Source organism: Klebsiella sp. WP3-W18-ESBL-02, assembly GCF_014168815.1.
GTDB lineage: Bacteria > Pseudomonadota > Gammaproteobacteria > Enterobacterales > Enterobacteriaceae > Kluyvera > Kluyvera ascorbata_B.
The window spans coordinates 3,319,562-3,343,077 of the sequence record NZ_AP021972.1; the positions used below are offsets into that span (position 1 = coordinate 3,319,562).

Below are 23,516 nucleotides of genomic sequence, written 5' to 3' on the forward strand. Positions count from 1 at the left end.
GCACCTCCCCCAATTTTCATGCCTGTATCAGGCTTGTTCCAGCGTACACAGCAGCGGATGCTCGTTCTCCCTCGCGTACTGGTTCACCATGGCCACTTTGGTTTCGGCGACTTCTGCCGTGAAAACACCACAAATGGCTTTACCCTGATAGTGAACCGTTAGCATCAGCTGTGTTGCGCGTTCAACATCATAAGAAAAGAATTTTTGTAACACGTCAATAACAAACTCCATCGGAGTGTAATCATCATTGACCAATATCACTTTATACATTGACGGGGGTTTAAGCCCATCCTGAAGTTTGTCTGCCGAAAGCTGGTCGAAGTCCAGCCAGTCTCTGGTCTTACTCATTGTCAGTCATCATCGTCGGTGTCATCACTTGCTGCTGACGAGGCTGCGTACACTTCAGGGCCCGTTTTATCACCGGAATTAATGACACATCCCTCGTTTATCACGTTACCCATCGTTCATGTGTATACAGCTTCTCAATTTACTGTAGATCATAGATAACTATCACCTATAGCTGTCATTCGCGAACTCTGTCACATTCCCGTCAATAGCGTTAACTGCTTCAAATTTTGGCGCATTTTCCCCCTTCACTCCTCCTCAAACGCTTGACGCACTGTACGAAATATCTAAATTGTACTGGCGAGAGTTGGTGAGGTTTTGAACAACTCCTGACTCCACCACCGGTTCATTCCATCTACTTATAAACGTATAATAGTGTTACGAAGGATGTCGAAGTATGGAAATGGGTACTGTTAAGTGGTTCAACAATGCCAAAGGGTTCGGTTTCATTTGCCCGGAAGGCGGTGGCGAGGACATCTTCGCCCATTACTCCACCATCCAGATGGATGGGTACAGAACGTTAAAAGCCGGGCAAGCCGTCCAGTTTGATGTCCACGAGGGGCCGAAAGGTAATCATGCCAGCGTGATTATCCCCGTGGAAGCAGAAACAGCCGCCTAGTTTACTGCCCCATTGTGTACATCCCGCTGTCAAAATGCCAGTCCTTCTGACTGGCATTTTTTCATTTATTTTCGCCCTTATTCCCGCGCCAGCGCATCCACCGGATCGAGCCGCGCGGCGTTACGTGCCGGCAGCCAGCCAAAGAGTACGCCGGTTAAGGTAGAGCAGATAAATGCCGTCAGCAGCGCCAGCGGCGAGAAGCCTATCTCCCAGCCCGGCAGCACCAGCTGAAGCAGCAGTGCAATCATCAGTGAGAGGGTCACCCCCAGCGCACCGCCGACCAGACAAACCAGAACGGCTTCGATTAAAAACTGCTGCAGCACGTTACTCGCCCGCGCACCTACCGCCATCCGAATACCAATTTCACGCGTCCGTTCCGTCACCGACACCAGCATAATATTCATCACGCCGATACCGCCGACCACCAACGAGATCACCGCGACCAGCGTTAAGAACAGCTGTAATGTATGTGTGGTGCGTTCCGCCGTTTTCAAGACGCTGTCCATGTTCCAGACGAAGAAATCTTTTTTTCCGTGGCGCAGCGTCAGGAGTCGGGTCAGCTGCTCTTCAGCTATTCCGCTGTCGTAGCCCTCTTTGACTCTGACGGTAATCGAATTGAGCCACGCCTGGCCCATCACCCGCCCGGCCATCGTTGAATAGGGCATCCAGACGCGCAAAATTTTGCTGCTGCCAAACATCGACTGCTTCTCATCCGCCACGCCAATCACCGTCGCGGGCGTGTTACCTACCAGAATCACTTCTCCGACCACGCGGGCTTTGTCAGGGAACAGCTGGCGGCGCGTATTGCTGTCCAGCACCACCACCTGCGAGCGCTCGGCCGCCTGCACATCATTAAAGGTATTCCCTTCGCTGAAGGTCATGCCGTAAACGTTAAAGTAGTGCTGCCCGATGCCCTGCACGCTGGCGGCTACGTCGATATTGCCCGCGCGAATGCGCAGGTTTTTTGATACCGACGGCGTTACCGAACTGACCCAGGACTGCTTTTCAATCGCCAGCAGGTCGTCATATTTGAGCGACTGCTGATACTGCGGGTCATCATCGCCGAAATCTTTGCCTGGATAGACGTCAATCGTATTGGTCCCGATGGAGCGAATATCTGCCAGCACCATCTGTTTCGCCGCGTCGCCCACCACCACAATCGAGACCACCGATGCAATGCCGATAATGATCCCCAGCATGGTCAGCAGCGTCCGCATTTTGTTGGCGACCATCGCCAGCCAGGCCATCGACAGCGCTTCGCGAAAGCTGTTGTTGAACTGCCGCCAGCCGGAAGCGTCCTGCCGCGGTGGCGCAGGTGCCGTAACCGACGTCGGCCGCGCCGGTGGATTGTGAATTATTTCACCGTCGCGAATCTCAATCACCCGTTCCGCCTGCGCGGCGACCTGCGGATCGTGGGTCACGATAATAATGGTGTGCCCCTGCTCTTTAAGCTGATGCAGAATCGCCATGACCTCTTCACCCGAACGGCTGTCCAGCGCGCCGGTGGGTTCATCGGCCAGGATCACCTGACCGCCGTTCATCAACGCACGGGCAATACTCACCCGCTGCTGCTGGCCGCCGGAAAGCTGCGACGGCACGTAGTCCACGCGATCCGCCAACCCCAAACGCTGCAACAACTGCTTTGCCCGCTCAAGCCGCGCCTTACGATCCTGCCCGGCATACACCGCCGGAACCTCCACGTTCTGCGCCGCCGTCAGGTGCGACAGCAGATGGTAGCGCTGGAAGATAAAACCAAAGTGCTCACGCCGCAGCGCCGCCAGCGCGTCGCCGTCAAGCGTCGCCACGTCGGTCCCCGCCACGCGGTAGGTGCCGCCGGTGGGTTTATCCAGGCAGCCCAGAATGTTCATCAGCGTTGATTTGCCCGAGCCGGAGGCCCCGACGATCGCCACCATTTCCCCGGCGTTAATCTGTAGCGAAATGCCTTTCAGCACTTCCACGCTGCCGTCACCGGAGGGGTAGCTGCGCCGAATATCGGTCAGTTCAAGCAGTGCGGTCATTTTGCCGCCCCGGCTTTACCCTCACCGATAATCACTTCATCGCCCGCTTCCAGCCCTTTGGCAATCTCCACATCGGTATCATTACGCGCGCCGATCACCACTTCACGGGTTTTGACTTCACCGTTGCGCAGCAGGCGGACGTTGTAGCGATTGTCGCCCACGTTATCGCCCAGCGCCGACAGCGGAATGGTCAGCACGTCGTTCACGCCGCCCAGTTGAATATGCACCTGCGCGGTCATTTCCAGGCGCAGTACGCCGTTCGGGTTCGGCACTTCAAAACGCGCATAGTAGAAGATGGCATCGTTCACTTTTTCCGGCGTTGGCAGGATGTCTTTCAACGTCCCTTCATAGCGCGTCAGCGGATCGCCAAGCACCGTAAACCAGGCCTTCTGCCCCGGCTTAAGGTGGATCACATCAGCCTCAGAAACCTGCGCTTTCACCAGCATGGTGCTGAGATCCGCCAGCGTCAGAATGTTCGGTGCCTGCTGCGCGGCAATCACCGTTTGCCCCTGTAAGGTGGTAATTTGCGTCACTTCACCGCGCATCGGTGCCACGATGCGGGTGTAGTCGAGGTTAGTTTTCGCCGTATCAAGCGAGGCCTGGTTACGTTTAATCTGGGCATCAATGGTGCCAATTTGCGCCTGTTTAACGGCCATATTGGTTGCGGCTGTATCCAGATCCTGGCGTGAAACGGCCTGCGTTTTTGCCAGTTGCTGCTGGCGAGCGTAGGTCACGCTCGCCAGCTTCCACTCGGCTTCCGCCTGCCTGCGCTGCGCGCGCAGTTCCATCAGCGTAGCGTCGACTTCTCGAATCTGGTTTTCCGCCTGTTCAGGATCGATAACCCCCAGAAGCTGATCTTTCACCACTTTATCGCCGATATTGACTGACAGCGTTTTTAACTGCCCGCTCACCTGCGCGCCAACGTCAACTTTGCGCAGCGCATCAAGCTTACCGGTGGCGAGCACGCTCTGCTCCAGCGCGCCTTTACGCACAATCAGCGTTTGGTAATTGGGCAACGGCGCGTTCAGCATTTTCCAGACGGCAATCAGCGCCACTGCCGCAACGACGATCGCTATCCCATACCGCTTTTTGAATTTTCCCTTAATGTTCATAAAAATCCTGAATTCCAGAAATATTTCGACAAAATGTGCAGACCAACTTCAACAATGGTTAAACGGCTGATGAAAAGTCCTGGCTAAAACTGGCGTATTGCTAATTGATTCAATTGAGTGATGTTAAAATCATCATTCATATGTAATTCTGGATAGTTAACCATGTCACAGCTCAGCGATAATTCATTCGAGACGTCCCGCCAACCTACCGCCCTCGGCCTCTTTTTCAGCCTGTTCAGCGGCCAATGGCGCCCAGGTGAATTCTGGCACCAGCGCAGCTTCCGGCGGAAGTTTATGCTGCGTTCTTTACTGATGCCGCGCCTGAGTCGTGAATGGATGAATGAGCTGTCCCATTGGTCTCATCTGAGCACCCTGCTTACGCGCCAGCCGCGTCTGCCGGTGCGCCTGCATCGCCCGTATCTGGCGGTTAATTTTAGCCGCCATCAGGTGCTGGACGCGCTGCGCTATCACTATACCCTGCTGTCCGAGGCCATGTCCTCAGAAGAGTTTGCCACCTACCTGAATACACAGGCCCTGCCGCTGGCGCAAATTGAAGGTAAAAATGGTGACATCTTTACCCTTGAGCTGACTATGCAGATTAATCTGGATAAAGAGGGTGATAGCACCATTCTTATCCGCAACGCTGACGGCGACGTGTTGGCCGAAATGACCTTCACCCTGCTGAATTACCACAACCAGCGCACGCTGTTTATTGGCGGCCTGCAGGGCGGTAAGCGCAATCTGCCGCACGAAGCGATTCAGAATGCCACCAAGTCCTGCCACGGCTTGTTCCCAAAACGCCTGGTCATGGAAGCCGTTTGCCGCTTTGCCGAGCGCCTGCACGTGGAGCAAATTCTGGCCGTCAGTAACGAGGTGCACATTTTCCGCGGCGAACGTTACCAGGATAAGAACAAAAAGATCCTTTCAGATTATGACACCTTCTGGGAGGCCGTGGGCGGCGAATGCGATAAAGAAGGGTACTTCCATATTCCTGTTGCCATCGCGCGTAAAGATATTGCTGAAATCGCAAGTAAAAAACGCGCAGAGTACCGCCGTCGCTATGAGCTTCTGGATGCCATTCAGAGCCAGATGTCGGGGCTTTTTAGCCAGCCTTAATGTCCCTTCCCGCGCGCTGATAACATAGCGCGCGGGAAATGAACAAAAATGAACACGACCAAACCTAAACAATTCATAAACAAAGCATAAGCTTCACAATCTTTGCATTTGTTGAAATTTCATTGAAGATCCCGCTGATTAAATGGGCAAAACCTCCAAATGAGATTTTTCTTATGTCGAGCATTGCCGCAATTCCACACTCCACTCTTCCGCAACCAGAATCCAGCTGGCAGCTTTTTCGGCTGCTATCGACCGGCGCATTAACGCCGGGCCGCGCGTGGAAAAACCCGGCGTACCGACGTAAATTCCTGCTGCGATCGCTGAGCACGCCGCGCATGACCGGCAAACTGCTGGGGAGCCTGGCAAAACAGCCGCATCTGATGGAGATCCTTCGCGTACAGCCCGGCCTCCCGTGCCGTCTGCACCGCCCCTGGCTGTGCACGCACATGAGTCATCAGCAAACCATCAATGCCCTTTGCTGGCACTATCGGCAGATGCTGGATACGCTGCCGGAAAACGTCGCCAGCGACTATCTGTCAACGCACGGTGCGCTGCTGGCAACGCTCACCGGCAAAGATGAACAGCAGTACAGCATTCGCCTGTGCGCCGACGCAATGCTCGACAAAGAAGGCGAAGCTACGCTGACCTTCCACGACCAGAACCAGACCATACTGGCGGAGCTGACGTTTACCCTGTGCCAGTACAACGGCGTGAATACGTTCTTCGTCGGCGGCCTGCAGGGTGCGAAGGCCGATGTTCCGCATCAGCTTATCCAGAGTGCGACCAAAGCCTGTCACGGCCTGTTCCCGAAACGGCTGGTGGTGGATGCCATGTTAACGCTGGGCACGCTGCTGTCGGTCGAGCACGTACGTGCGGTCAGTAACGAAACGCATATCTATCGCAGCCTGCGCTACCGCCGTAAGAAACGCGGTAAACTGCATGCGGATTACAACAGCTTCTGGGAGTCGCTGGGCGCGGCGACCGATGGCGAAGGGGATTACGTTTTACCGCTGGCGCTGCCGCGTAAAACCATGGAAGAGATAGCCAGTAAGAAACGCGCCGAGTATCGACGCCGCTACGAGCTGCTGGACGCGCTCCAGCAGCAGGTTGCACAAACCGTTCAGCCTTAATCCGCTTTCCCGCGCGCCAGCCAGACCACGCGGGAAAACATTTTCTTCAGCAACGGCGGCACCGCCTCCACACCGCGCCGCCCGGCTTCCATCGCCACCTCAATGGCGAGATCCGGCTTTGATGAACGGTGAATCGCCTTGGTGATGACCCGACGCATATTCATCGGCACATTGTCAGGCAGCTGCGCCACGCGATGGTAGACGGTGGCGAATCCCTGCCGATACATAAAGTGTTCCATATCCGGCGCGGGCAGCGTAGTCAGATGATGATGTTCCGCCTCGCGATCGTTGTTCAGCAGACCGCGCACCGTTGCAGCATACTTTTTCCCCGCCTCATCGCCGTCGACCAGCACGTGCCATTCAATGCCCATGCGGCGAGCAAATTTCACCAACGGCTTCAGCCCGGACTGGGCAAACTCAATGACCTTCACCCCCTCCGCATCAAAGTGATGACCACACTGGCGCGCCAGTTCGTTGATAACCCAAGTCTCCGTTTCCCCTTCGACCAGCAGCCAGCAGCGTGCAAAGAGCGATGAGGCGCGGTTAAAGCGGATATGAAACGAAATTCGCCGGCTGTCTTCGGCATTCATTCCCTCGGGCCCCAGACGCCATGCAGACACGCGGGACGACTCGCGCACCAACCGGCAGACGTTTTGCATCGGCGTCAGCGACAGCAGCTCGCCGGAATTGGTGGTCGCCACCCGCTGTAAAGGCAGCAGGTTCAGCAGGCTCCAGGCCACCGACAGCATAATCGGATGCAGCCGCGTTTCCGGGTCTTCCACCAGCAGCAGCGGACGCGCATCTCTATCGAGCTTGACCGCTCCCTTGGCCTGCAGCAACGTGGCAAACATGCCCAAAAGGATCACCCGGTGGTTGCGCGCGCCGGGTTTGTCGATCATCCGATTGATCAGATCCAGATAACGCCAGCTGCGCTGCTCATCGTGCGAGCGGCGGCGCATCAAACGCTGAATCGCCGGGCCAGAGCCTTGCTCAGAAAAGTAGTGTTCCAGCAGTTGCCCCATGGCCGCCAGCCCCTGACGGATTTGGCCATCGCTGAGATTCTGCGGGCTGGTGACCAGCTCACGGGAAAGGAAATCGAGCTGACGAGCGGTGATTTCCACGTCGGGAACATCCGGCACGGTGCCGCTGCGAATGCGTCGCATAAAGCGCGCATCGCGCAGGCGCAGTACCGGCATCAGCCGGATCAGCTCGCGGGCCTGGGCGTCAATATCCGCAATGTCCAGCGCCTGGCCGTCGCTATCAATAAAGCTGCGTAGCGTCAGCACGCTGCCGTCGGCGGCCAGCTCGCCTTCCAGGCGGTAAAAAATGCGCCGATAGCCGTCATCGCACAGCGACCAGCAGTCGGATAACCCGCGATAGCGTCGCCCCCGGTAGCGGCCAGGTTCATTTTCGCGGAAGGTGAGAATAATATGCAGATGGTGTTCACGGCCCTGGACGTCGCCGGGCGGGAACCAGAAATCATTATGCACAAAGTGGTACAGCGCATCGTGCGGCGAAAGCAGCAGCGTCAGCGCGTCGAGTAAACTCGATTTACCCCACGCGTTTTCGCCGATTAAGACGTTATTCTCCTCCAGCATTAACGACAAACGGTTAATGCCGCGAAACCCTGCAATCTCGGTGCGCTCAAGAAGCATAACTCCTCCGTAACACGATAGCGGTCATCCTTTCGTTATCGGCAGTATAGCGGCATGCGCGGCGCTTGACACCCGGCGCGGCCCCCACTTTCTGACGGACTGATGTTTTATTAACCACTGAAAGTAATAAAGTGCGCTCCCTATCACCTTCCCCGATTATTCTGAAAATAATGCACTACACTCAAAATCAAAGAATGAATTGCTTAAGGAATAACACCACATTGTTTTGTATCAAAGTTCAGGTACTTATTTAACTGGTGAAGGGATGACGTTCGTTTTTAAAATAATGAGGACTATGCCTGCCACCCATTTTGGTAGGGATATATTCAGTCGTCACCCTTTATGACGATAATATTTTTTAATTCGAGGTGGTTATGTTTAGAAAATTGGCTGCAGAGTGCTTCGGCACCTTCTGGCTGGTATTTGGTGGCTGCGGTAGCGCCGTTCTGGCGGCAGCGTTTCCAGAATTAGGGATTGGCTTTGTGGGCGTTGCGCTGGCGTTCGGTTTAACCGTTCTGACCATGGCGTTTGCCGTGGGCCATATTTCCGGCGGCCATTTTAACCCGGCGGTCACGCTGGGCCTATGGGCCGGCGGCCGTTTCCCGGCGAAAGAGGTGATTGGCTATATTGTCGCACAGGTTGTCGGCGGGATTATTGCGGCAGCCGTACTGTACTTAATTGCCAGCGGTAAAGCGAGCTTCGATGCGGCAGCCAGCGGTTTTGCTTCCAACGGCTACGGCGAACACTCCCCTGGCGGCTACTCTATGCTGTCCGCTATCGTGATTGAAATTGTTCTGACCTGCGGCTTCCTGCTGGTTATTCACGGCGCAACCGATAAAAACGCGCCGGCAGGCTTTGCGCCGATCGCCATCGGCCTGGCACTGACCCTGATTCACCTGATCAGCATCCCGGTCACCAACACCTCCGTTAACCCGGCGCGTAGCACCGCGGTAGCTATCTTCCAGGGCGGCTGGGCGCTTGACCAGCTGTGGCTGTTCTGGGTTATGCCAATCATCGGCGGTATCCTGGGTGGTGTGATTTATCGCACCCTGCTGGAAAAGAAATAAGCCGCCTGCCGGTCTGATAGGCATAGCGCCATCACGCAGTATCAGGCACATTGCCGGATAACGGCATAGCCTTACCCGGCCTCCAAAGACCCGACTCTGTCGGGTCTTTCTTTTTTCGTGGCTTTACTCAGAATGGGGTTTTCGGTAGTGTCTGTGCGCTATTTCAACACTGCAAGGAACTGAGCACGCCATGTTATCGGGATTGCTAATCATTCTGGTGCCACTCATTATTGGCTACCTTATTCCCCTCACCCACCGCAGCGCGCTGCAGCTAATCAACCGTCTGCTGAGCTGGATTGTGTATCTGATTCTGTTTTTTATGGGGATCAGCCTGGCCTTTCTGGATAATCTGGCGACCAATCTCTTAGCCATCTTCCACTATTCCTCTATTAGCATTGTGGTTATTTTATGCTGCAATATCGCGGCGCTAATGTGGCTGGAAAAAGTGTTGCCCTGGGGTCACCCACACCATCAGGAAAAATTACCCTCGCGTCTCGCGATGGCGCTGGAATCATTAAAGCTGTGCTTTGTGGTTATTGCCGGGTTCGTCCTTGGGCTGAGCGGATTATCCTTTTTGCAGCACGCCACCGACGCCAGCGAATATACGCTTATCTTCCTGCTGTTCCTTGTCGGCATCCAGCTACGAAATAGCGGCATGACGCTCCGACAAATTATTCTCAACCGCCGCGGTATGGTGATTGCGCTGGTCGTCGTCGCCAGTTCGATGGTCGCCGGGGTGATTAACGCGTTTCTGCTTGGGCTACCGCTTAAGACCGGCCTGGCCATGGCTTCCGGCTTCGGCTGGTATTCGCTGTCCGGCATTCTGCTGACCGACGCCTACGGGCCGGTTATCGGCAGTGCGACCTTCTTTAACGACCTGGCACGCGAGCTGCTGGCGATTATGCTGATTCCCGGTCTGGTTCGCCGCAGCCGCTCTACCGCCCTCGGCCTGTGCGGTGCAACGTCGATGGACTTTACGCTGCCCGTTCTGCAGCGCTCCGGCGGCGTCGAAATGGTGCCGCCAGCGATCGTCCACGGCTTTATTCTGAGCCTGCTGGTGCCGCTGATGATGGCCTTCTTCACCGCCTGATACCTCCTTGGCGGTAGCGACGGCTGCCGCCAAAATTGCGCTAAATCAACCTCCCTTTAAGTTGCACGAAAAAGGCCTTTTCAAGGCTTAGCACCAGGCTTACCCTTAAACATGTATATTAAATATAACTTTAAAAGGTGTGACCATGTTTTGTGTGCAATGTGAACAAACCATCCGTACTCCGGCAGGGAACGGCTGCTCTTATGCACAGGGTATGTGCGGTAAGACCGCTGAAACATCCGATCTGCAGGATCTGCTGATTGCCTCCCTGCAAGGTCTGTCCGCATGGGCGGTGAAAGCTCGCGAATACGGCATTATCAGCCATGACGTCGATAACTTCGCCCCGCGCGCGTTCTTCTCTACCCTGACTAACGTTAACTTTGATTCCCCGCGTATTGTTGGCTATGCCCGTCAAGCCATCGCCATGCGTGAAGCGCTGAAAGCGCAGTGCCTGGCCGTTGATGCTAACGCCACCGTTGATAACCCGATGGCAGAGCTGCAGCTCGCCAGCGACGACCTGGGCGCTCTGCAAAAGCAGGCTGCGGAATTTACCCCGAATAAAGACAAAGCGACCATCGGCGAGAACATCCTCGGCCTGCGTCTGCTGTGCCTGTACGGCCTGAAAGGTGCGGCAGCTTACATGGAGCACGCCCACGTTCTCGGTCAGTACGACAACGATATCTATGCGCAGTACCACAAAATCATGGCGTGGCTGGGTACCTGGCCTGCCGATATGAACGCTCTGCTGGAGTGCTCAATGGAAATCGGCCAGATGAACTTCAAAGTGATGAGCATCCTGGACGCCGGTGAAACCACCAAATACGGTCACCCGACCCCGACTCAGGTCAACGTTAAAGCAACCGAAGGTAAATGTATTCTGATCTCCGGTCACGACCTGAAAGATCTGTACAACCTGCTGGAGCAAACCGAAGGGACTGGCGTGAACGTCTATACCCACGGTGAAATGCTGCCAGCGCACGGCTATCCGGAGCTGCGTAAATTCAAACACCTGGTCGGTAACTACGGCAGCGGCTGGCAGAATCAGCAGGTTGAATTCGCCCGCTTCCCGGGCCCAATCGTGATGACCTCTAACTGCATCATCGACCCGACCGTGGGTGCCTACGACGACCGTATCTGGACCCGTAGCATCGTCGGTTGGCCAGGTGTGAGCCACCTTGAAGGCGACAACTTCGGTCCGGTCATCGCTCAGGCTCAGCAAATGGCGGGCTTCCCGTACAGCGAAATTCCGCATCTGATCACCGTTGGTTTCGGTCGCCAGACCCTGCTGGGCGCTGCGGATACCCTGATTGACCTGGTCAGCCGCGAAAAACTGCGTCACATCTTCCTGGTCGGCGGCTGCGACGGCGCGCGCGGTGAACGTAACTACTTCACCGATTTCGCCACCAGCGTACCGGACGACTGCCTGATCCTGACCCTGGCCTGCGGTAAATACCGTTTCAACAAACTGGAATTCGGCGATATCGAAGGTCTGCCGCGTCTGGTGGATGCCGGTCAGTGTAACGATGCTTACTCTGCCATCATCCTGGCGGTCACCCTGGCGGAAAAACTGGGCTGTGGCGTGAACGACCTGCCGCTGTCTCTGGTGCTCTCCTGGTTCGAACAGAAAGCAATTGTGATTCTGCTGACTCTGCTGTCGCTGGGCGTGAAAAACATCGTCACTGGCCCGACTGCGCCTGGCTTCTTCACGCCGGACCTGCTGGCTGTGCTCAACGAGAAATTCGGTCTGCGTTCCGTGACCACCGTTGAAGAAGATATGAAGCAGCTGCTGAGCGCGTAAGGAGTAAAGAATGACAATGCCAACTCATCAGTGCCCGTGGCGGATGCAGGTTCACCACATCCATCAGGAAACGCCGGATGTATGGACAATTTCGTTGCTGTGCCACGACTATTATCCGTACCGCGCCGGGCAGTATGCACTGGTCAGCGTACGTAATTCAGCGGACACGCTGCGTGCCTACACGATTTCTTCAACGCCGGGCGTTAGCGAATACATTACGCTGACCGTCCGTCGGATTGACGAAGGTGCAGGTTCACAGTGGCTGACCCGCGACGTGAAGCGCGGCGACTATATCTGGCTGTCCGATGCCATGGGTGAATTCACCTGTGAAGATAAAACAGAAGACAAGTTCCTGATGCTGGCCGCCGGCTGCGGCGTGACGCCCATCATGTCAATGCGTCGCTGGTTGGCAAAATACCGCCCGCAGGCCGATGTGCAGGTGATCTTTAACGTGCGTTCGCCGCAGGATGTCATTTTTGCTGACGAATGGCGTGAATATCCGGTGACATTAGTCGCTGAAAACAACGCCACCCACGGCTTTGTTTCTGGCCGACTCACTACCGCACTGCTGCAAAGCGTGCCGGATCTGACTTCGCGTACCGTGATGACCTGCGGCCCGGCGCCGTATATGGATCTGGTCGAGAAAGAAGTGAAAGCGCTGGGCGTGACGCGCTTCTTTAAAGAGCAGTTCTTCACACCTGTTGCCGAAGCCGCCACCAGCGGCCTGAAGTTCACCAAACTGCAGCCAGCGCAACAGTTCTATGCGCCGGTGGGCACCACGCTGCTGGACGCGCTGGAAAGCAATAAAGTCCCGGTTGTCGCCGCCTGCCGTGCGGGTGTTTGCGGCTGCTGTAAAACCAAAGTGGTTTCCGGTAATTACACGGTCAGCAGCACCATGACGCTGACCGACGCGGAAATCGCCGAAGGGTATGTACTGGCCTGCTCCTGTCATCCGCAGGGCGATCTGGTGCTGGCGTAATTCTACGCCCCCTTCCCCACAAGCCGCCCGCGCATACCGGGCGGCTTTTTTTATGCCCGTTGGCGTCAGTACAGCAGTCCGAAATGCAGGGTTAACGCCTGATCGCGCCGTTCCCCCTTCAGACCGTCATTGCGTGAATAGGCCACGTTCATCATGGCGCCATGGCCGAAGTTAACCGATGCCCCGATTGACGTATGCAGACTGGTCGGGTCTTTTACCACCGTATTGAGATCGTTTTTAACCTCCTGGTTAACGCCCAGTTCCAGCATGGGTGCAATGTTTCCCGGGCGAAGGTCGGTATCCTCAAATCGCGCGTTGGCCGTTATCATGGCGTAAGCGTCATTTGGCCCTTCCGTACCGTTCACCGTGTTGCCGAACGTATCTTCAACATCATTGTAATGGTTATCCTGATAGGCCACTTTTAACGTCGGATGGAATGCCCACCCTTGTGGCAGAAAGCCTAACGACTGCCGGGTAAACGTCCCCACGAGGCTAAGCTGGGCGTAAACCCGGTTCCAGTCCTGATCGTAGCCATATTTCATACCACCACCCAGAGGGATATGCGTCTCACCGTCGGCCCAAAAGTACTCTGCGCGGGCAGCAAGCCCCCACCAGGCGTTAAACTTCTGCACGATATCGCCGCGTACGCCGTACCCGAGGTCGCGGGTCTGACCATCGTTGTGAATAAAGTTGATGATCTGCTTCTCCGTAAAGACCCCAATCCCAAGCAACGTGTCCTGAGAGGGCGCGTTCAGATACTCAAGCTCAATACGGCCTGCGCGCGAATAAACCTGAGTCTGGTTCTTATCGCGATAGTTAACGTTGGCAAACCCGCCCAGCTTCAGGAATCCATGGCTGCTGTCTCCCGGGAGAGAATAAAACAGATCGACCGGTAACACGCCGACATTGGCGGAATCTTTATAACCAGAGGTTCGCCCCGTTGCCCGCGAGTCCTCTATTTCCGCCCGCGCCTGGCCAATTCGCGCCTGTACGGTGCCATAATCTTCATAGCTGTTAAATTCGTACATTAACCCGGCCTGCGCCAGATTATAGATAATCGCCTCACCCTGACTCAGTGGCGGCATACCCGCCCCCTCAGCATAGGCGCCTTTACTATTTATTATCATCAGAACAATAACTGCCAGCAGCGTGTTTGTTTTCGTTTTCATCTGTTTATTTCCGTTTATGATGCCGTACGTCGTCTTATCAAGACGTCGTCGCCATCTATTAATATTATTAGTAGGGTTTTTGAAATATCAGAAAAAAGTACCGTCTGTGTTTATCGTTTACGCCTGAATAAAATAAATCGAAAATAAAATAGCGTTTATTCGACGGGTTCCGGCAGCGCTATTGTTTTGCTGCGCACGCGTAGCCGTGTCGCATTAAATAAAATGACCTGTACTGCGGCAATAAAACATGCGGCAATACCAATGGCCTCAAAGCTAAAGAGTTTCACTAAGGTTCCGCCAAGGAAGGGGCCTACTGCGGCGCCGGCCATCATCATTGCCGGCGTTCCCGCCACGGCGCGGCCGGATAAATCCAGGCGCGCGAGCAGACCAAACGCGAAGGTATGGGTAAACAGAATCGTAAACGCCATTCCCCCTCCGCTCAGCGCATACAGCAGATAGTTATCGCTGTGGGTCGCCATCATCGCGAAAAATGCCTGAAATAGCGGACCAATACAGATAACCACCGTGGCGCTGAGCCGTTTTTCGAGCAGCGCGGCAATCGGCGAGGGGAAAATGGCAACGATGCCGTACCCCACCAAAGCCAGGGTAACCAGCTCAACGCCGAAGCCTCTGGCAATGCCCAACCTTTCGTAGAAAGATAACGTCATAGCCTGTGCGGTACAGAGTAGCGCTATCCCGACGATGCAGAACCACACTTCCCGGCCAAGCGGCGCGGTGGCGGCGGCAGTTTTCGTCTCGCTGATGGCGAAGGCAACGGGGAAAAAGAGCAGCGATGCCACCGCGGCCAGCGCCATCAGGCCGCTTAACATCAGAAACAAAGTTGGCCCGCCGAACCGGGCAATCATCCCCGGCGCCACGCCAAGAAACACGATCCCCAGAATACCGATAGCCAACCCTGCCAGTCCGAATAGCCGGTGCGGGTTAGCACAGTGCCCAACCGTGCCGTGCGTCACGCTCAGCGCGGCCCCTACCGCCAGGCCACAGACAAAATGCAGGGCCACCAGCAGGCTATAATCCCGCGTCAGCGCGCTGGCCATCAGCAGCAGCGCACCGCAGCCAAAACCGGCCACCACCACCCGCCGGCCGTTTAACTGATTGAGCCGCGGGGCAATCGTAATGCTCGCTAAAGACGCGCCGAGCAAAAATAGCGTCGGCAGCCCACCGGAAGCCTGCGGGTCGAAACCATACAGCCCGACCAGCGTCCCCACCCAAACCGGCAGCGCGACCAGATCGACCATCCCGGCGCAGTGCGCGAGCATAATGGCGGCAATGCCGCGTTTATTGACATGAACTCTGGATGTCACGATATAACCCTCTTTATTTAAGACCGTTAGAATAAACCTCTTTTCTCATACATCAGGCAGCCATAATGAATACCGACATTTATTACCGTTGTATTTAACGATAATAAATGGATATCTCGGGCCACCGTCATAAATATTCCTGCAGCGCGTAAAAATAGCGCACAGCAAAACCAAGGAAATTAACTTTCCTTGTAAAGAAAGCCATTATAACTCAGACATCAAAAGCCTTCGCTGGCGGCAATTAACCCTGAGCTATAACGTTTTATATATGACTACAATGAAATTTACATCTCTCTCAGAGGACGGCTTTCATTCACACTCCTTTTTTGAAGACAACGATTCACCTGACGTTAATCATTAACGCCTGACGGGCTCTATTTATTGTTAATAAAAGTCGGATCGTTTTTTTATTATTTTCTCAGTAAGTGATATTCGTTAACGACGCTATCGTGCGGTCTGTGATTCGCCTTCGGCTGGGCAACAAACGGCAAGACTAAACGCGACGGGTGTGCGGCATCCCGATAAATGATATGCGTGACCGGCTGCCCTACCGGCAGATGATAGGCGTCAGGCGGCAGCAGAGAATTATGCTCATCCACCATCGGCTCATTGCACATCAGCTCGACCACCAGCTTGTGCCCGATACAAAAATCATTGGCAAAAGGATAAATGCGCACCACATATTCGTTGATGGTTCCCGGTTCCACGGGCACGCTGCGGGTATGCGGATGATGCGGGTTGCCTTCCGTCGTCCGGGCGTCCAGCTCGCGGTGCGACGCCTTGAGAAAACCGGTTGAAACCAGCTGACGCTTGCCGGATGGCGCTTCATCCCACAGTCGCAGAATTAAGTTGGTATCAGGCTGGTCGATCTCGACAAACAGATGCGCAGCCCCCACGCCATGTACCGACGTCACCGCGTCAAAAGGATCGGTGGACCACGTCAATTTCTCGACTTTGTCGGTAATGGTGAGCGGCGCCTGGAAAAAACCTTCCGGGTAAGAAATATCGGCGCCGTAAGCCTCTGGCTCAGGGCTCAGCTTGCCGCGCGTGCGCAGATAAAGCGGTTGATAGCCGACCGCTTTCACCGGCCACTGCTCGCCGGTACTCCAGCGGCGGGTTCCCTCAACGTGCACCTTGACGGCGGGCTCATCCATAATGCCGTTATCGATCCCTTTCAGCCAATAGTCATACCAGCGGAACATGGTGTCATGCTCATCCACCCACGGCCGCGTTTGCATCGGCGGGTAGGGCCCGATCTCCAGCTTTTTGGGGCACTGTAACTGGTCAAACAGCGCAATCGTGCCGTCAACGGTCCAGCCACGCCCCTGATTGATTTGCAGATAAACGGGAATATCTATGTTTTTTGCCAGGTTAATCGGATTCTGTTCTTCATACCATTCGCCGTCGACCTCATTGGTGATGATATCGAACCAGGATTCATGGTGAATAGGGTAATGAAGAATGTGCACCATATTGGGCCAGGCGGCGACGTCAGGGTCCGCAAGCCGTGCGGCAACGCGCGCCTTGATTTCTTCCGGGGTATAGGTTTCCAGCATCCGCGACTTATGACGGTGCGTAAAGGCCCAGCCGGAATCGCCTCCGCGCCCTTCGCGAGCCGCGCGCGGCATCAGCCACATAATGCCGCCATGGTAGGTGGTTTCATAAAAATCAAAGTGACCGCCGCTGACGAAAATGGCTTTCAGACTTGGCGGCCGCTCAGAGGCGGCAAACACCTGCATGGAACCAAAGTAGGAAATACCGATCATCCCGACGCAACCATTACACCACGGCTGCGCGGCAACCCATTCGATAAAATCGTAGGCATCCTGACCCAGCGGTACGCCGCCCGCGTTGTAATTACCGATGTGTTCACCTTCAGACGCCCCGGAGCCGCGCACATCACCAATCACATGGACATACCCCTCCTTCACGACCCGCGTAATATCACCCGCTTCAATACAGCCGTCCCACAGCGGGGAGGGACGTTTTTGCGGAGGAATAGTCAACGCCAGGGCCTGCAGCTCTTTGCCATACGGGCTCAGCGCGATTAACGCCGGACGCGGTTCATCACCTTCCGCATGATAAGCGTCTGCGGCCAGGTGAACGCCATCACGCATAGGGACACGTAAGTCTTTCAAAACAATCATGAGCGATATCCTTGGTTAAAATAGCCGTGCATCGTAGTGAAAAAAGGAGAAGGTTCAAGCCGCGGGTCGCCTTCATATAACAGCGCTTCGGCGATGCAGCAGTACGGCGAACATAGGGCCTGGGCAATATCCCCGGCGTCCGCCCCGACTTCGACGACGGCATGACGCACCCGGGCTTCAATATCGAGACTTTCCTGGATTTTATCCGCCGCCTGCTGTCGATTGAGCACCACGCCAAGCGGCGCTTCCCCCTGGCTGCGATAGGGATGCCCGAGGAACAGACGTTCCGGCTGGACGGTATCGCGCAGATGCCGCAGGCTGACGCGATAGGCGTCCGGATCCACATAGCCCGGAAAACCGTTAGCCGCCCCGTGGATCTGCACCGCATCACCGACAAAAACATCCCCCTGCCCGATGACTTCATAAGCCACCGAGCCCGCCGAATGGCCGGGCACGGAGTGCACTCTGATGCGCAAATCCGCCCCCAGCGACAGCTCGTCGCCATCGCGAACGATCACGTCGGGCTCCATTTCACCGGAAATGGCGGCCAGACAGGCCGCCGAGAGCTTGGCCTCACCCTGCGGATCGTTGATATAGCGCCCTCGTCCCTGCAGATACTCCTCGACGTGGGTCCGCCGCGAACGCAGGAACGGCACATCGGCTTCATGAATCACGACCTTCGCTTTTCGGCCGGTCATTTCCCACAGCGCACAGGCGCCGCCAATGTGATCAATATGGCCATGCGTCAGCAGGATCCAGCGAATATCTTCCACCCGCCGCCCGAGTGCGCTGAGGCCCGGTGCAATCCCGACCGAAGGCGAACTGGCGATCCCGGTATCGATAATCACCGGTTCGCTGCTATCAATAAAAAAGCTGTACAGGCCAAAGCGCCCCCACTCGGAGTACAGCGGATGAATGTCCACAGCCTTGCTCATCGCGTCCCCCGCAGGAACGCCGCCGTTTCAGCGTAAACGCCCTGAAATTCAGGCAGCCAGGAAAAGTGCTGAATAAATCCGTGTCCAGCCCCTTCATAGCGATGCACCTTCACCGCCACACCCGCTTGCGCCAGCTTTTGCCCATACCGTTCCCCCTCATCGCGCAAAGGATCGTACTGCGCGGTAACAATCAGGGCCGCAGGCAGCCCGGCCAGATTCTGCCGTTTGATTGGCGAGACCAGCGGGTTTTGCGGATCGGCCCCGCTATCGAGGTAAAATGCATTAAACGGTTTGAGCATGGCGGTTTCCAGACCATAGCCAACCGCGTTGGTTATCCGTGATGCATAACGCGTGCTATCGAAATCCAGATCGACGGACGGGTAGTAAAGCACCTGATGCGTAATACACTGCAGTCCGTCATCAAGCGCCATGGCGGCGACCGCAGCGGCGTAGTTACCGCCCGAGCTATCGCCCGCCACGGCCAGTGTCTGACCGTCCCAGCCCATTCCCGTTCCCGCCTGCGCGCCGTATTGCGCCAGCCATTTTACGACCGCATAGCAGTCTTGCAGACCGGCAGGGAAAGCATGTTCAGGCGCCAGCCGGTAGTCCACGGCCACGACGACGCACTGCGTGGCGCGGGCGAGCTCACGCGCGACGTGATCGTGGGTATTCAGGCTACCGAGGAAAAAGGCACCGCCGTGAAAATAAACCACTGCGCCGTGCGTCGCCTGGTGGTCTGGCGTATAGAGACGTACGTTAACTTCACCGGCCTGTGTTGGCAGCGTGCGGTCCTCAACCGACGCCATGGGCAGACGGTTCTCCTGCCGCGCCGCCTGCTGCTCTTCCCCCGCGCGCATCGCCTGTGGGTTTAACGGCCCCGGCGGTGGCGGCGGGAGGGTGCTGAGAAAATCGGCAATTGTCGTGTGCAGTGTCATATTATCCCCAGGTGGCAATCTCGCCTTCGTGCTGATTTGGAAATACGCTCTGAATTTCATCTTCGCTCCACCCCTGGCGGGATAAGCGCTGTAATTCATCGGTCATCGGTTTACGTTTCGCGGTAAAGTTCGCCAGCGCCTGGGCGAGGGACGGTTCCTGCGCAATGCAATCGGCCAGAATTCCGGCATCCAGCACCGCCGAGTTTGCCCCCTGCCCCTGGTGATGGCACATGGCGTGCGCCGCATCGCCAATCAGCACCACGCAGCGGCTGTTCCAGGTATCCACCGGGTCGATGTCATACACCGCGCGCAGGTTCACCTGCGCCATATCCAGCCCTTCGGTGATGTGAATAAGCCGCGGATCGAACCCCTGTACGACTCTGAGCAGCTCCGCTTTATTCAGAACCGGCACCGGCGACGCATCCGCTGACAGGCAGGTCACATCAAACGACACTTCATGGCGGTGCAGCAGCGGCAGCAGATAAATCTTGGTGCCCATTCCCACGTACATGCGCAGGTTGCCGTCGTCCACCATTCCGAAGGTATCGCGCGCCGGGATCACCACGCGATAGGCATGTTCACCGGCGAATATCGGCGGTTTATCGCTGAACAGCTGCTGGCGGACCTGCGAACGAATACCGTCGGCGGCGATCACCAGATCAGCGTCGATGGCGACGCCGTTGGCGAATTCCACGCGAGCCCCCGTGCCGTTATCCACAATACGCGTCAGGCGGTGATCGAACTTCACCATCTCCGGCGGCAGTACGCTTAACAGCGCCTGAATAAAGTCACCGCGATGCACGAAATGCGTTGAGGCGCCGTACGTGTGCTTTTCCGGCCACTCTTCCATCGCAATACGCTGCCCGTCCTTGGTTAAAATTTCGAAATAGTCGCTTGCGGAGGTGACGGCCTTAATCACCTCAACAATGCCGAGCTTTTGAAATTGCGCCATCGTGGAGGGCCGCAGGCCAATACCCGCGCCCACTTCTCGCGACTCTTGCGCCTGTTCATAGACCGTCACGTTGGCCCCCAGCAGCTTCAACGCGTGGGCCGCCGTCGCGCCCGCATAGCCTGCGCCAATCACGGCAACGTTCAGATTTTTTATTATTTGTGGCGTCATGAGGTTTACACTCCCGGGTGTGGCTGTGGTGTCGCATCGCTGAACGGCTGTAGGGTAAGAAACTCAGCCGTGTTGCGAATAAACAGCTTATCGATCGTTTCCGCACCGATACCTTCGGCCTGCAGATCAGGAATCAGCTGTTCGAAGAGGTAATTGACGGTATGCCCCTTCACGCCTGGCCACCCTAACGGCGAACAGTTGGCATCCGCCGAGGCAAGTATCTGATGCACACGTCCTTCGCGCAGGAAGCGTAAGAAATGCTGCAAACGCTCCTGACGATGGCGGCCCCAGAACGGTGGGTCAGGCAGCTCAAGATCGTAGCCAAAGGTGTCGAAGCCGATGCGCGCACCGGAGGCAAGCAGCGCCTGTTCGTTGATTTTTCCCTGGCTGACGCCATCATCCGCATGGCCAAACAGCACGCGATGGCACGGCAGCCCTTCTTCGGCAAAAATATCCAGCGCCGGCTGAGAATCCACCGAAAGGTGGGTGAAAATCGGCGCGCCGCTGATGCGAGAGGCGCGGGCAGCCGCACGATAAATGCGTTTATCCAACGCTTTCATCTTAAAGCCGCGGCTGACCCCAACTTTGATAATGCCGGCCTTCGCGCCGGACTTGCCGATACCCACGGTGATTTCGTGAACGAACTGATCGGTCAGGTATTCCACGCTGGCCTGTTCAAAAAAAGGCAACGCGGTATCACCGCCGACAAAACCGGTGCTGGCCACAATGTGCACGCCCGTTTTATCAGAAAGCGATTTGTAATAATCGATATCACGGCCGTTACAGATGCCCGTCGCCTCCACAAAGGTCGCCGCGCCCCAAGGCCGTGCGTTTTCGCGGAACAGTCGCAGCTTGGGCACCGTCTCTTCATAGCGCGCTTCGGGGGTTTTCCACCAGCGGCTATCCAGTTCGCAGCCCGGCATGCCATAGCCAATGTGCTCATGGATGGCGACAAATCCAAGTTCTGCGGCCGAGATCGTCCCCAGTACCGTGTTTACGCGTGTCATTTATCTTCCCCCATGACGCTGAGCAGCGCCGCGACGTTGGTGATTAAAATCTGATTGAGATGCTCGGCTGAGACACCAGCCTCCAGCAGCATCAGGACAAACCGCGTCAGCACATCGACATAGCCGCGATCGTTGCCCGGCGCGCCGAACGCGACGCCGGTCGCACTGGAAGAAAGTAAAATGCGCTCGACATAACCTGCGGCAATCAGCTCTCGGATCAAAGACACACGCGCCGCGTCATCAATGTAATCGGCGTCATCAGAACCGATATGATCGATGGCAATCATCGCCCCCGCCTGCACCATGGCAAACGGCCAGCCGTTTTCAACCGCATCGCGCCTGTCGATATCCGCCATGACGATGCGCTGCGGCGCCAGCGATTCCCCCAGCGCGAGCTGCAGTTCTGCCGGTGCATCTGCCCCGCAGCGGATCCGCACCGGTACGCCATAAGCGGCCCCTGCTCGCGCCGCGCCGCGCCGCGTACCAGGCTTTCATCGGTCGGGGTCATGCCATCGCGCGTGGTCGCCGTGGCAATGATGCCGGCGGCGGCGCGGCGCTCAATGCGCGGCACGACCATCCCTTCATTCACTTCCTGACCAAACAGCTCGGCAAACTTCTTCGCCGACCACGGGGTGGGAGGATTGGTCTGCGGCGTCAGGAAGTAGCCGCCCAGCATGGCTTCCGGGCCCATCCCGGTTGAGGCGATGATATGCACGCCGGTCTCTCGGGAAAGCGCCTCGTACAAGCGCAGATCCCGTCCTTCAAACATCCCGGTGATATCGACAATCGTACCGCCACCGGCTGCCCGGAAGGCCCGGAGTTTCTCAGCAATCGCCTCAAAACATACCGCTCTGTCGATGTCGATATCGAAAGCGTACTGTGCGCCGGGTAACACATACATCAGCGATTCGCTGACTAACGTCACGCCAAGCTGGTCAGCCGCCACCGGCCCAAGCACCGTGTTGACAGTCGCATTGCTGTAACCCTTGCCCTTTGCGCGTTCTAAAAATAGCGATGTGAACGGTAGCGTCGGCTCGGGTATCCCCTTGCTGTGTTTAATGCACATTTTTACCTCTTAACCTCCATTCAACGTGGAAGGGTTCGCTTGCCGACAGCCCACTGATAAGCGGTACCTTTCCTCAGGTAACCTAACAATAGATTAGTCTAATGTTAGATTATTATAACAATAGCATTTAAAAAAATTAGCTATCGGTTTAACCCAAACGTGTACTTAAAATCATCGGCGCGATGCACCGCGCGACGCCACCCTGCCGGTTTGCCTTCGCGGGAATACAACGTGGTTACCGCCACCATCACCGGCGAGCCGGGTGCAACATCCAGCGCCTTTGCTTCTTCCTGACTGGCCGCCGTCGCCCAGATATTCTGCACCCCACGGGTGAACGTCAGCCCAAGCTGCTTATCCACGAGCGCAAACATCGTTCCGGCTTCTTCAAGCTCGTTGATATTCGGCAGATAGTCGGACGGCGTATGCAGATACGTCGAGCTCCAGACTAAAGGCGTCCCCTTGACGAAAATAACCCGCTGAACAAACAGCAGTTTCGTCGATGCATCCAGTTCCAGAATATCATTCACCTCTTGCGGTGCCGCCACGCGCGCCAGCGTCACAACGCGAGACGTCGGCTTCAGCCCTTGCTCGGTTAAATAGCGGCTGATGCCTCCCAGCTCCAGGGCCGGAGAGAGACTGACATTGACGCCCCGTACGGGAAACGTCCCCTTCGCTCTGTGCCTGACGACATAACCTTCATCCTCAAGCTCTTTCAATGCCTGCCGTATCGGCGCCCGGCTGACATGGAACCGTTTGATCAAACTGTCTTCCGTTAGCACGATATCCGCGACTTTTTCGGTATCCTGCAGTTCCTCAATCAAGGCCTGTTTGATCTGGCTGTACAACGGGACGGATGAGGTCCGATCGAGAGCAAACTTCATTA

Annotated in this window: 21 protein-coding genes; 7 read left to right on the plus strand and 14 right to left on the minus strand. The window is 56.2% G+C overall.

Going from position 1 to position 23,516, the window contains the following annotated elements; genetic code table 11:
- Positions 1-27: 27 nt before the first annotated feature.
- Positions 28-348 (minus strand): ATP-dependent Clp protease adapter ClpS, encoded by a 321-nt coding sequence (clpS, locus tag H7R56_RS15870; RefSeq protein ID WP_035896358.1) that lies wholly within the window; start codon positions 346-348, stop codon positions 28-30.
- Between the two features lie 394 nt (positions 349-742).
- Here clpS and cspD point away from each other — a divergent pair, with 394 nt between their 5' ends.
- The gene (gene cspD, locus H7R56_RS15875) at positions 743-964 is read left to right on the plus strand and encodes a cold shock-like protein CspD (protein WP_064548719.1); all 222 of its coding nucleotides are present in this window, start codon (positions 743-745) and stop codon (positions 962-964) included.
- A gap of 77 nt (positions 965-1,041) precedes the next feature.
- Here cspD and macB read toward each other — a convergent pair whose 3' ends face one another.
- Entirely contained in the window at positions 1,042-2,982 is a 1,941-nt protein-coding gene (gene macB / locus H7R56_RS15880) for a macrolide ABC transporter ATP-binding protein/permease MacB (RefSeq protein ID WP_106924460.1), read from the minus strand.
- Positions 2,979-4,094: a macrolide transporter subunit MacA gene (gene macA, locus H7R56_RS15885; protein ID WP_106924461.1), complete on the minus strand. Its 1,116-nt coding sequence runs from the start codon at positions 4,092-4,094 to the stop codon at positions 2,979-2,981. Before macA ends, macB begins: the two co-directional genes overlap by 4 nt.
- Before the next feature lie 162 nt (positions 4,095-4,256).
- Between macA and H7R56_RS15890 the strand changes: the two genes are divergently transcribed.
- Positions 4,257-5,210, plus strand: coding sequence for a VirK/YbjX family protein (locus H7R56_RS15890; protein ID WP_106924462.1), 954 nt, complete (start codon positions 4,257-4,259; stop codon positions 5,208-5,210).
- A 173-nt stretch (positions 5,211-5,383) separates the two neighbouring features.
- Positions 5,384-6,340, plus strand: a complete 957-nt coding sequence (locus H7R56_RS15895; protein ID WP_106924463.1) for a VirK/YbjX family protein — start codon at positions 5,384-5,386, stop codon at positions 6,338-6,340.
- Here the strand turns inward: H7R56_RS15895 and H7R56_RS15900 are convergent.
- Positions 6,337-7,995, minus strand: a complete 1,659-nt coding sequence (locus H7R56_RS15900; RefSeq protein WP_106924464.1) for an ATP-dependent endonuclease — start codon at positions 7,993-7,995, stop codon at positions 6,337-6,339. The two genes, H7R56_RS15895 and H7R56_RS15900, sit on opposite strands and share 4 nt — an antisense overlap.
- A 374-nt stretch (positions 7,996-8,369) precedes the next feature.
- Between H7R56_RS15900 and aqpZ the strand changes: the two genes are divergently transcribed.
- The 4 genes from aqpZ (at position 8,370) to hcr (ending at position 12,929) form a co-directional block, all read left to right on the plus strand.
- Complete coding sequence (gene aqpZ / locus H7R56_RS15905; RefSeq protein ID WP_106924465.1) at positions 8,370-9,062, plus strand: aquaporin Z; 693 nt, start codon at positions 8,370-8,372, stop codon at positions 9,060-9,062.
- A 190-nt stretch (positions 9,063-9,252) separates the two neighbouring features.
- On the plus strand, positions 9,253-10,152 hold the full coding sequence (locus tag H7R56_RS15910) for a LysO family transporter (RefSeq protein WP_106924466.1): 900 nt from the start codon (positions 9,253-9,255) through the stop codon (positions 10,150-10,152).
- A 145-nt stretch (positions 10,153-10,297) separates the two neighbouring features.
- A complete protein-coding gene (hcp, locus tag H7R56_RS15915) occupies positions 10,298-11,950 on the plus strand; it encodes a hydroxylamine reductase (protein ID WP_106924467.1) in 1,653 nt (550 codons plus the stop codon).
- 10 nt (positions 11,951-11,960) lie between these two features.
- Positions 11,961-12,929 (plus strand): NADH oxidoreductase, encoded by a 969-nt coding sequence (gene hcr / locus H7R56_RS15920; protein ID WP_106924468.1) that lies wholly within the window; start codon positions 11,961-11,963, stop codon positions 12,927-12,929.
- Positions 12,930-12,994: 65 nt separating this feature from the next.
- Here the strand turns inward: hcr and H7R56_RS15925 are convergent, their stop codons facing one another.
- The 10 genes from H7R56_RS15925 to H7R56_RS15965 form a co-directional block, all read right to left on the minus strand.
- Entirely contained in the window at positions 12,995-14,098 is a 1,104-nt protein-coding gene (locus tag H7R56_RS15925) for a hypothetical protein (protein ID WP_106924469.1), read from the minus strand.
- Between the two features lie 155 nt (positions 14,099-14,253).
- On the minus strand, positions 14,254-15,423 hold the full coding sequence (locus H7R56_RS15930) for an MFS transporter (protein ID WP_197974890.1): 1,170 nt from the start codon (positions 15,421-15,423) through the stop codon (positions 14,254-14,256).
- Positions 15,424-15,833: 410 nt separating this feature from the next.
- Positions 15,834-17,570, minus strand: a complete 1,737-nt coding sequence (locus H7R56_RS15935; protein ID WP_182928304.1) for a CocE/NonD family hydrolase — start codon at positions 17,568-17,570, stop codon at positions 15,834-15,836.
- Complete coding sequence (locus H7R56_RS15940) at positions 17,567-18,505, minus strand: MBL fold metallo-hydrolase (RefSeq protein WP_106924471.1); 939 nt, start codon at positions 18,503-18,505, stop codon at positions 17,567-17,569. The genes H7R56_RS15935 and H7R56_RS15940 overlap by 4 nt, the downstream gene beginning before the upstream one ends.
- Complete coding sequence (locus tag H7R56_RS15945; RefSeq protein ID WP_106924472.1) at positions 18,502-19,440, minus strand: alpha/beta hydrolase; 939 nt, start codon at positions 19,438-19,440, stop codon at positions 18,502-18,504. Before H7R56_RS15945 ends, H7R56_RS15940 begins: the two co-directional genes overlap by 4 nt.
- 1 nt (position 19,441) lies before the next feature.
- Positions 19,442-20,560: an FAD-dependent oxidoreductase gene (locus H7R56_RS15950; protein WP_106924473.1), complete on the minus strand. Its 1,119-nt coding sequence runs from the start codon at positions 20,558-20,560 to the stop codon at positions 19,442-19,444.
- A gap of 5 nt (positions 20,561-20,565) precedes the next feature.
- Entirely contained in the window at positions 20,566-21,567 is a 1,002-nt protein-coding gene (locus tag H7R56_RS15955; protein ID WP_106924474.1) for a phosphotriesterase family protein, read from the minus strand.
- A complete protein-coding gene (locus tag H7R56_RS27870; protein ID WP_413782712.1) occupies positions 21,564-21,968 on the minus strand; it encodes a phosphotriesterase family protein in 405 nt (134 codons plus the stop codon). The genes H7R56_RS15955 and H7R56_RS27870 overlap by 4 nt, the downstream gene beginning before the upstream one ends.
- A complete protein-coding gene (locus tag H7R56_RS27875) occupies positions 21,851-22,633 on the minus strand; it encodes a phosphotriesterase family protein (RefSeq protein ID WP_197974891.1) in 783 nt (260 codons plus the stop codon). Before H7R56_RS27875 ends, H7R56_RS27870 begins: the two co-directional genes overlap by 118 nt.
- Before the next feature lie 140 nt (positions 22,634-22,773).
- Positions 22,774-23,514 (minus strand): GntR family transcriptional regulator, encoded by a 741-nt coding sequence (locus H7R56_RS15965; RefSeq protein ID WP_106924476.1) that lies wholly within the window; start codon positions 23,512-23,514, stop codon positions 22,774-22,776.
- Positions 23,515-23,516 lie beyond the last annotated feature (2 nt).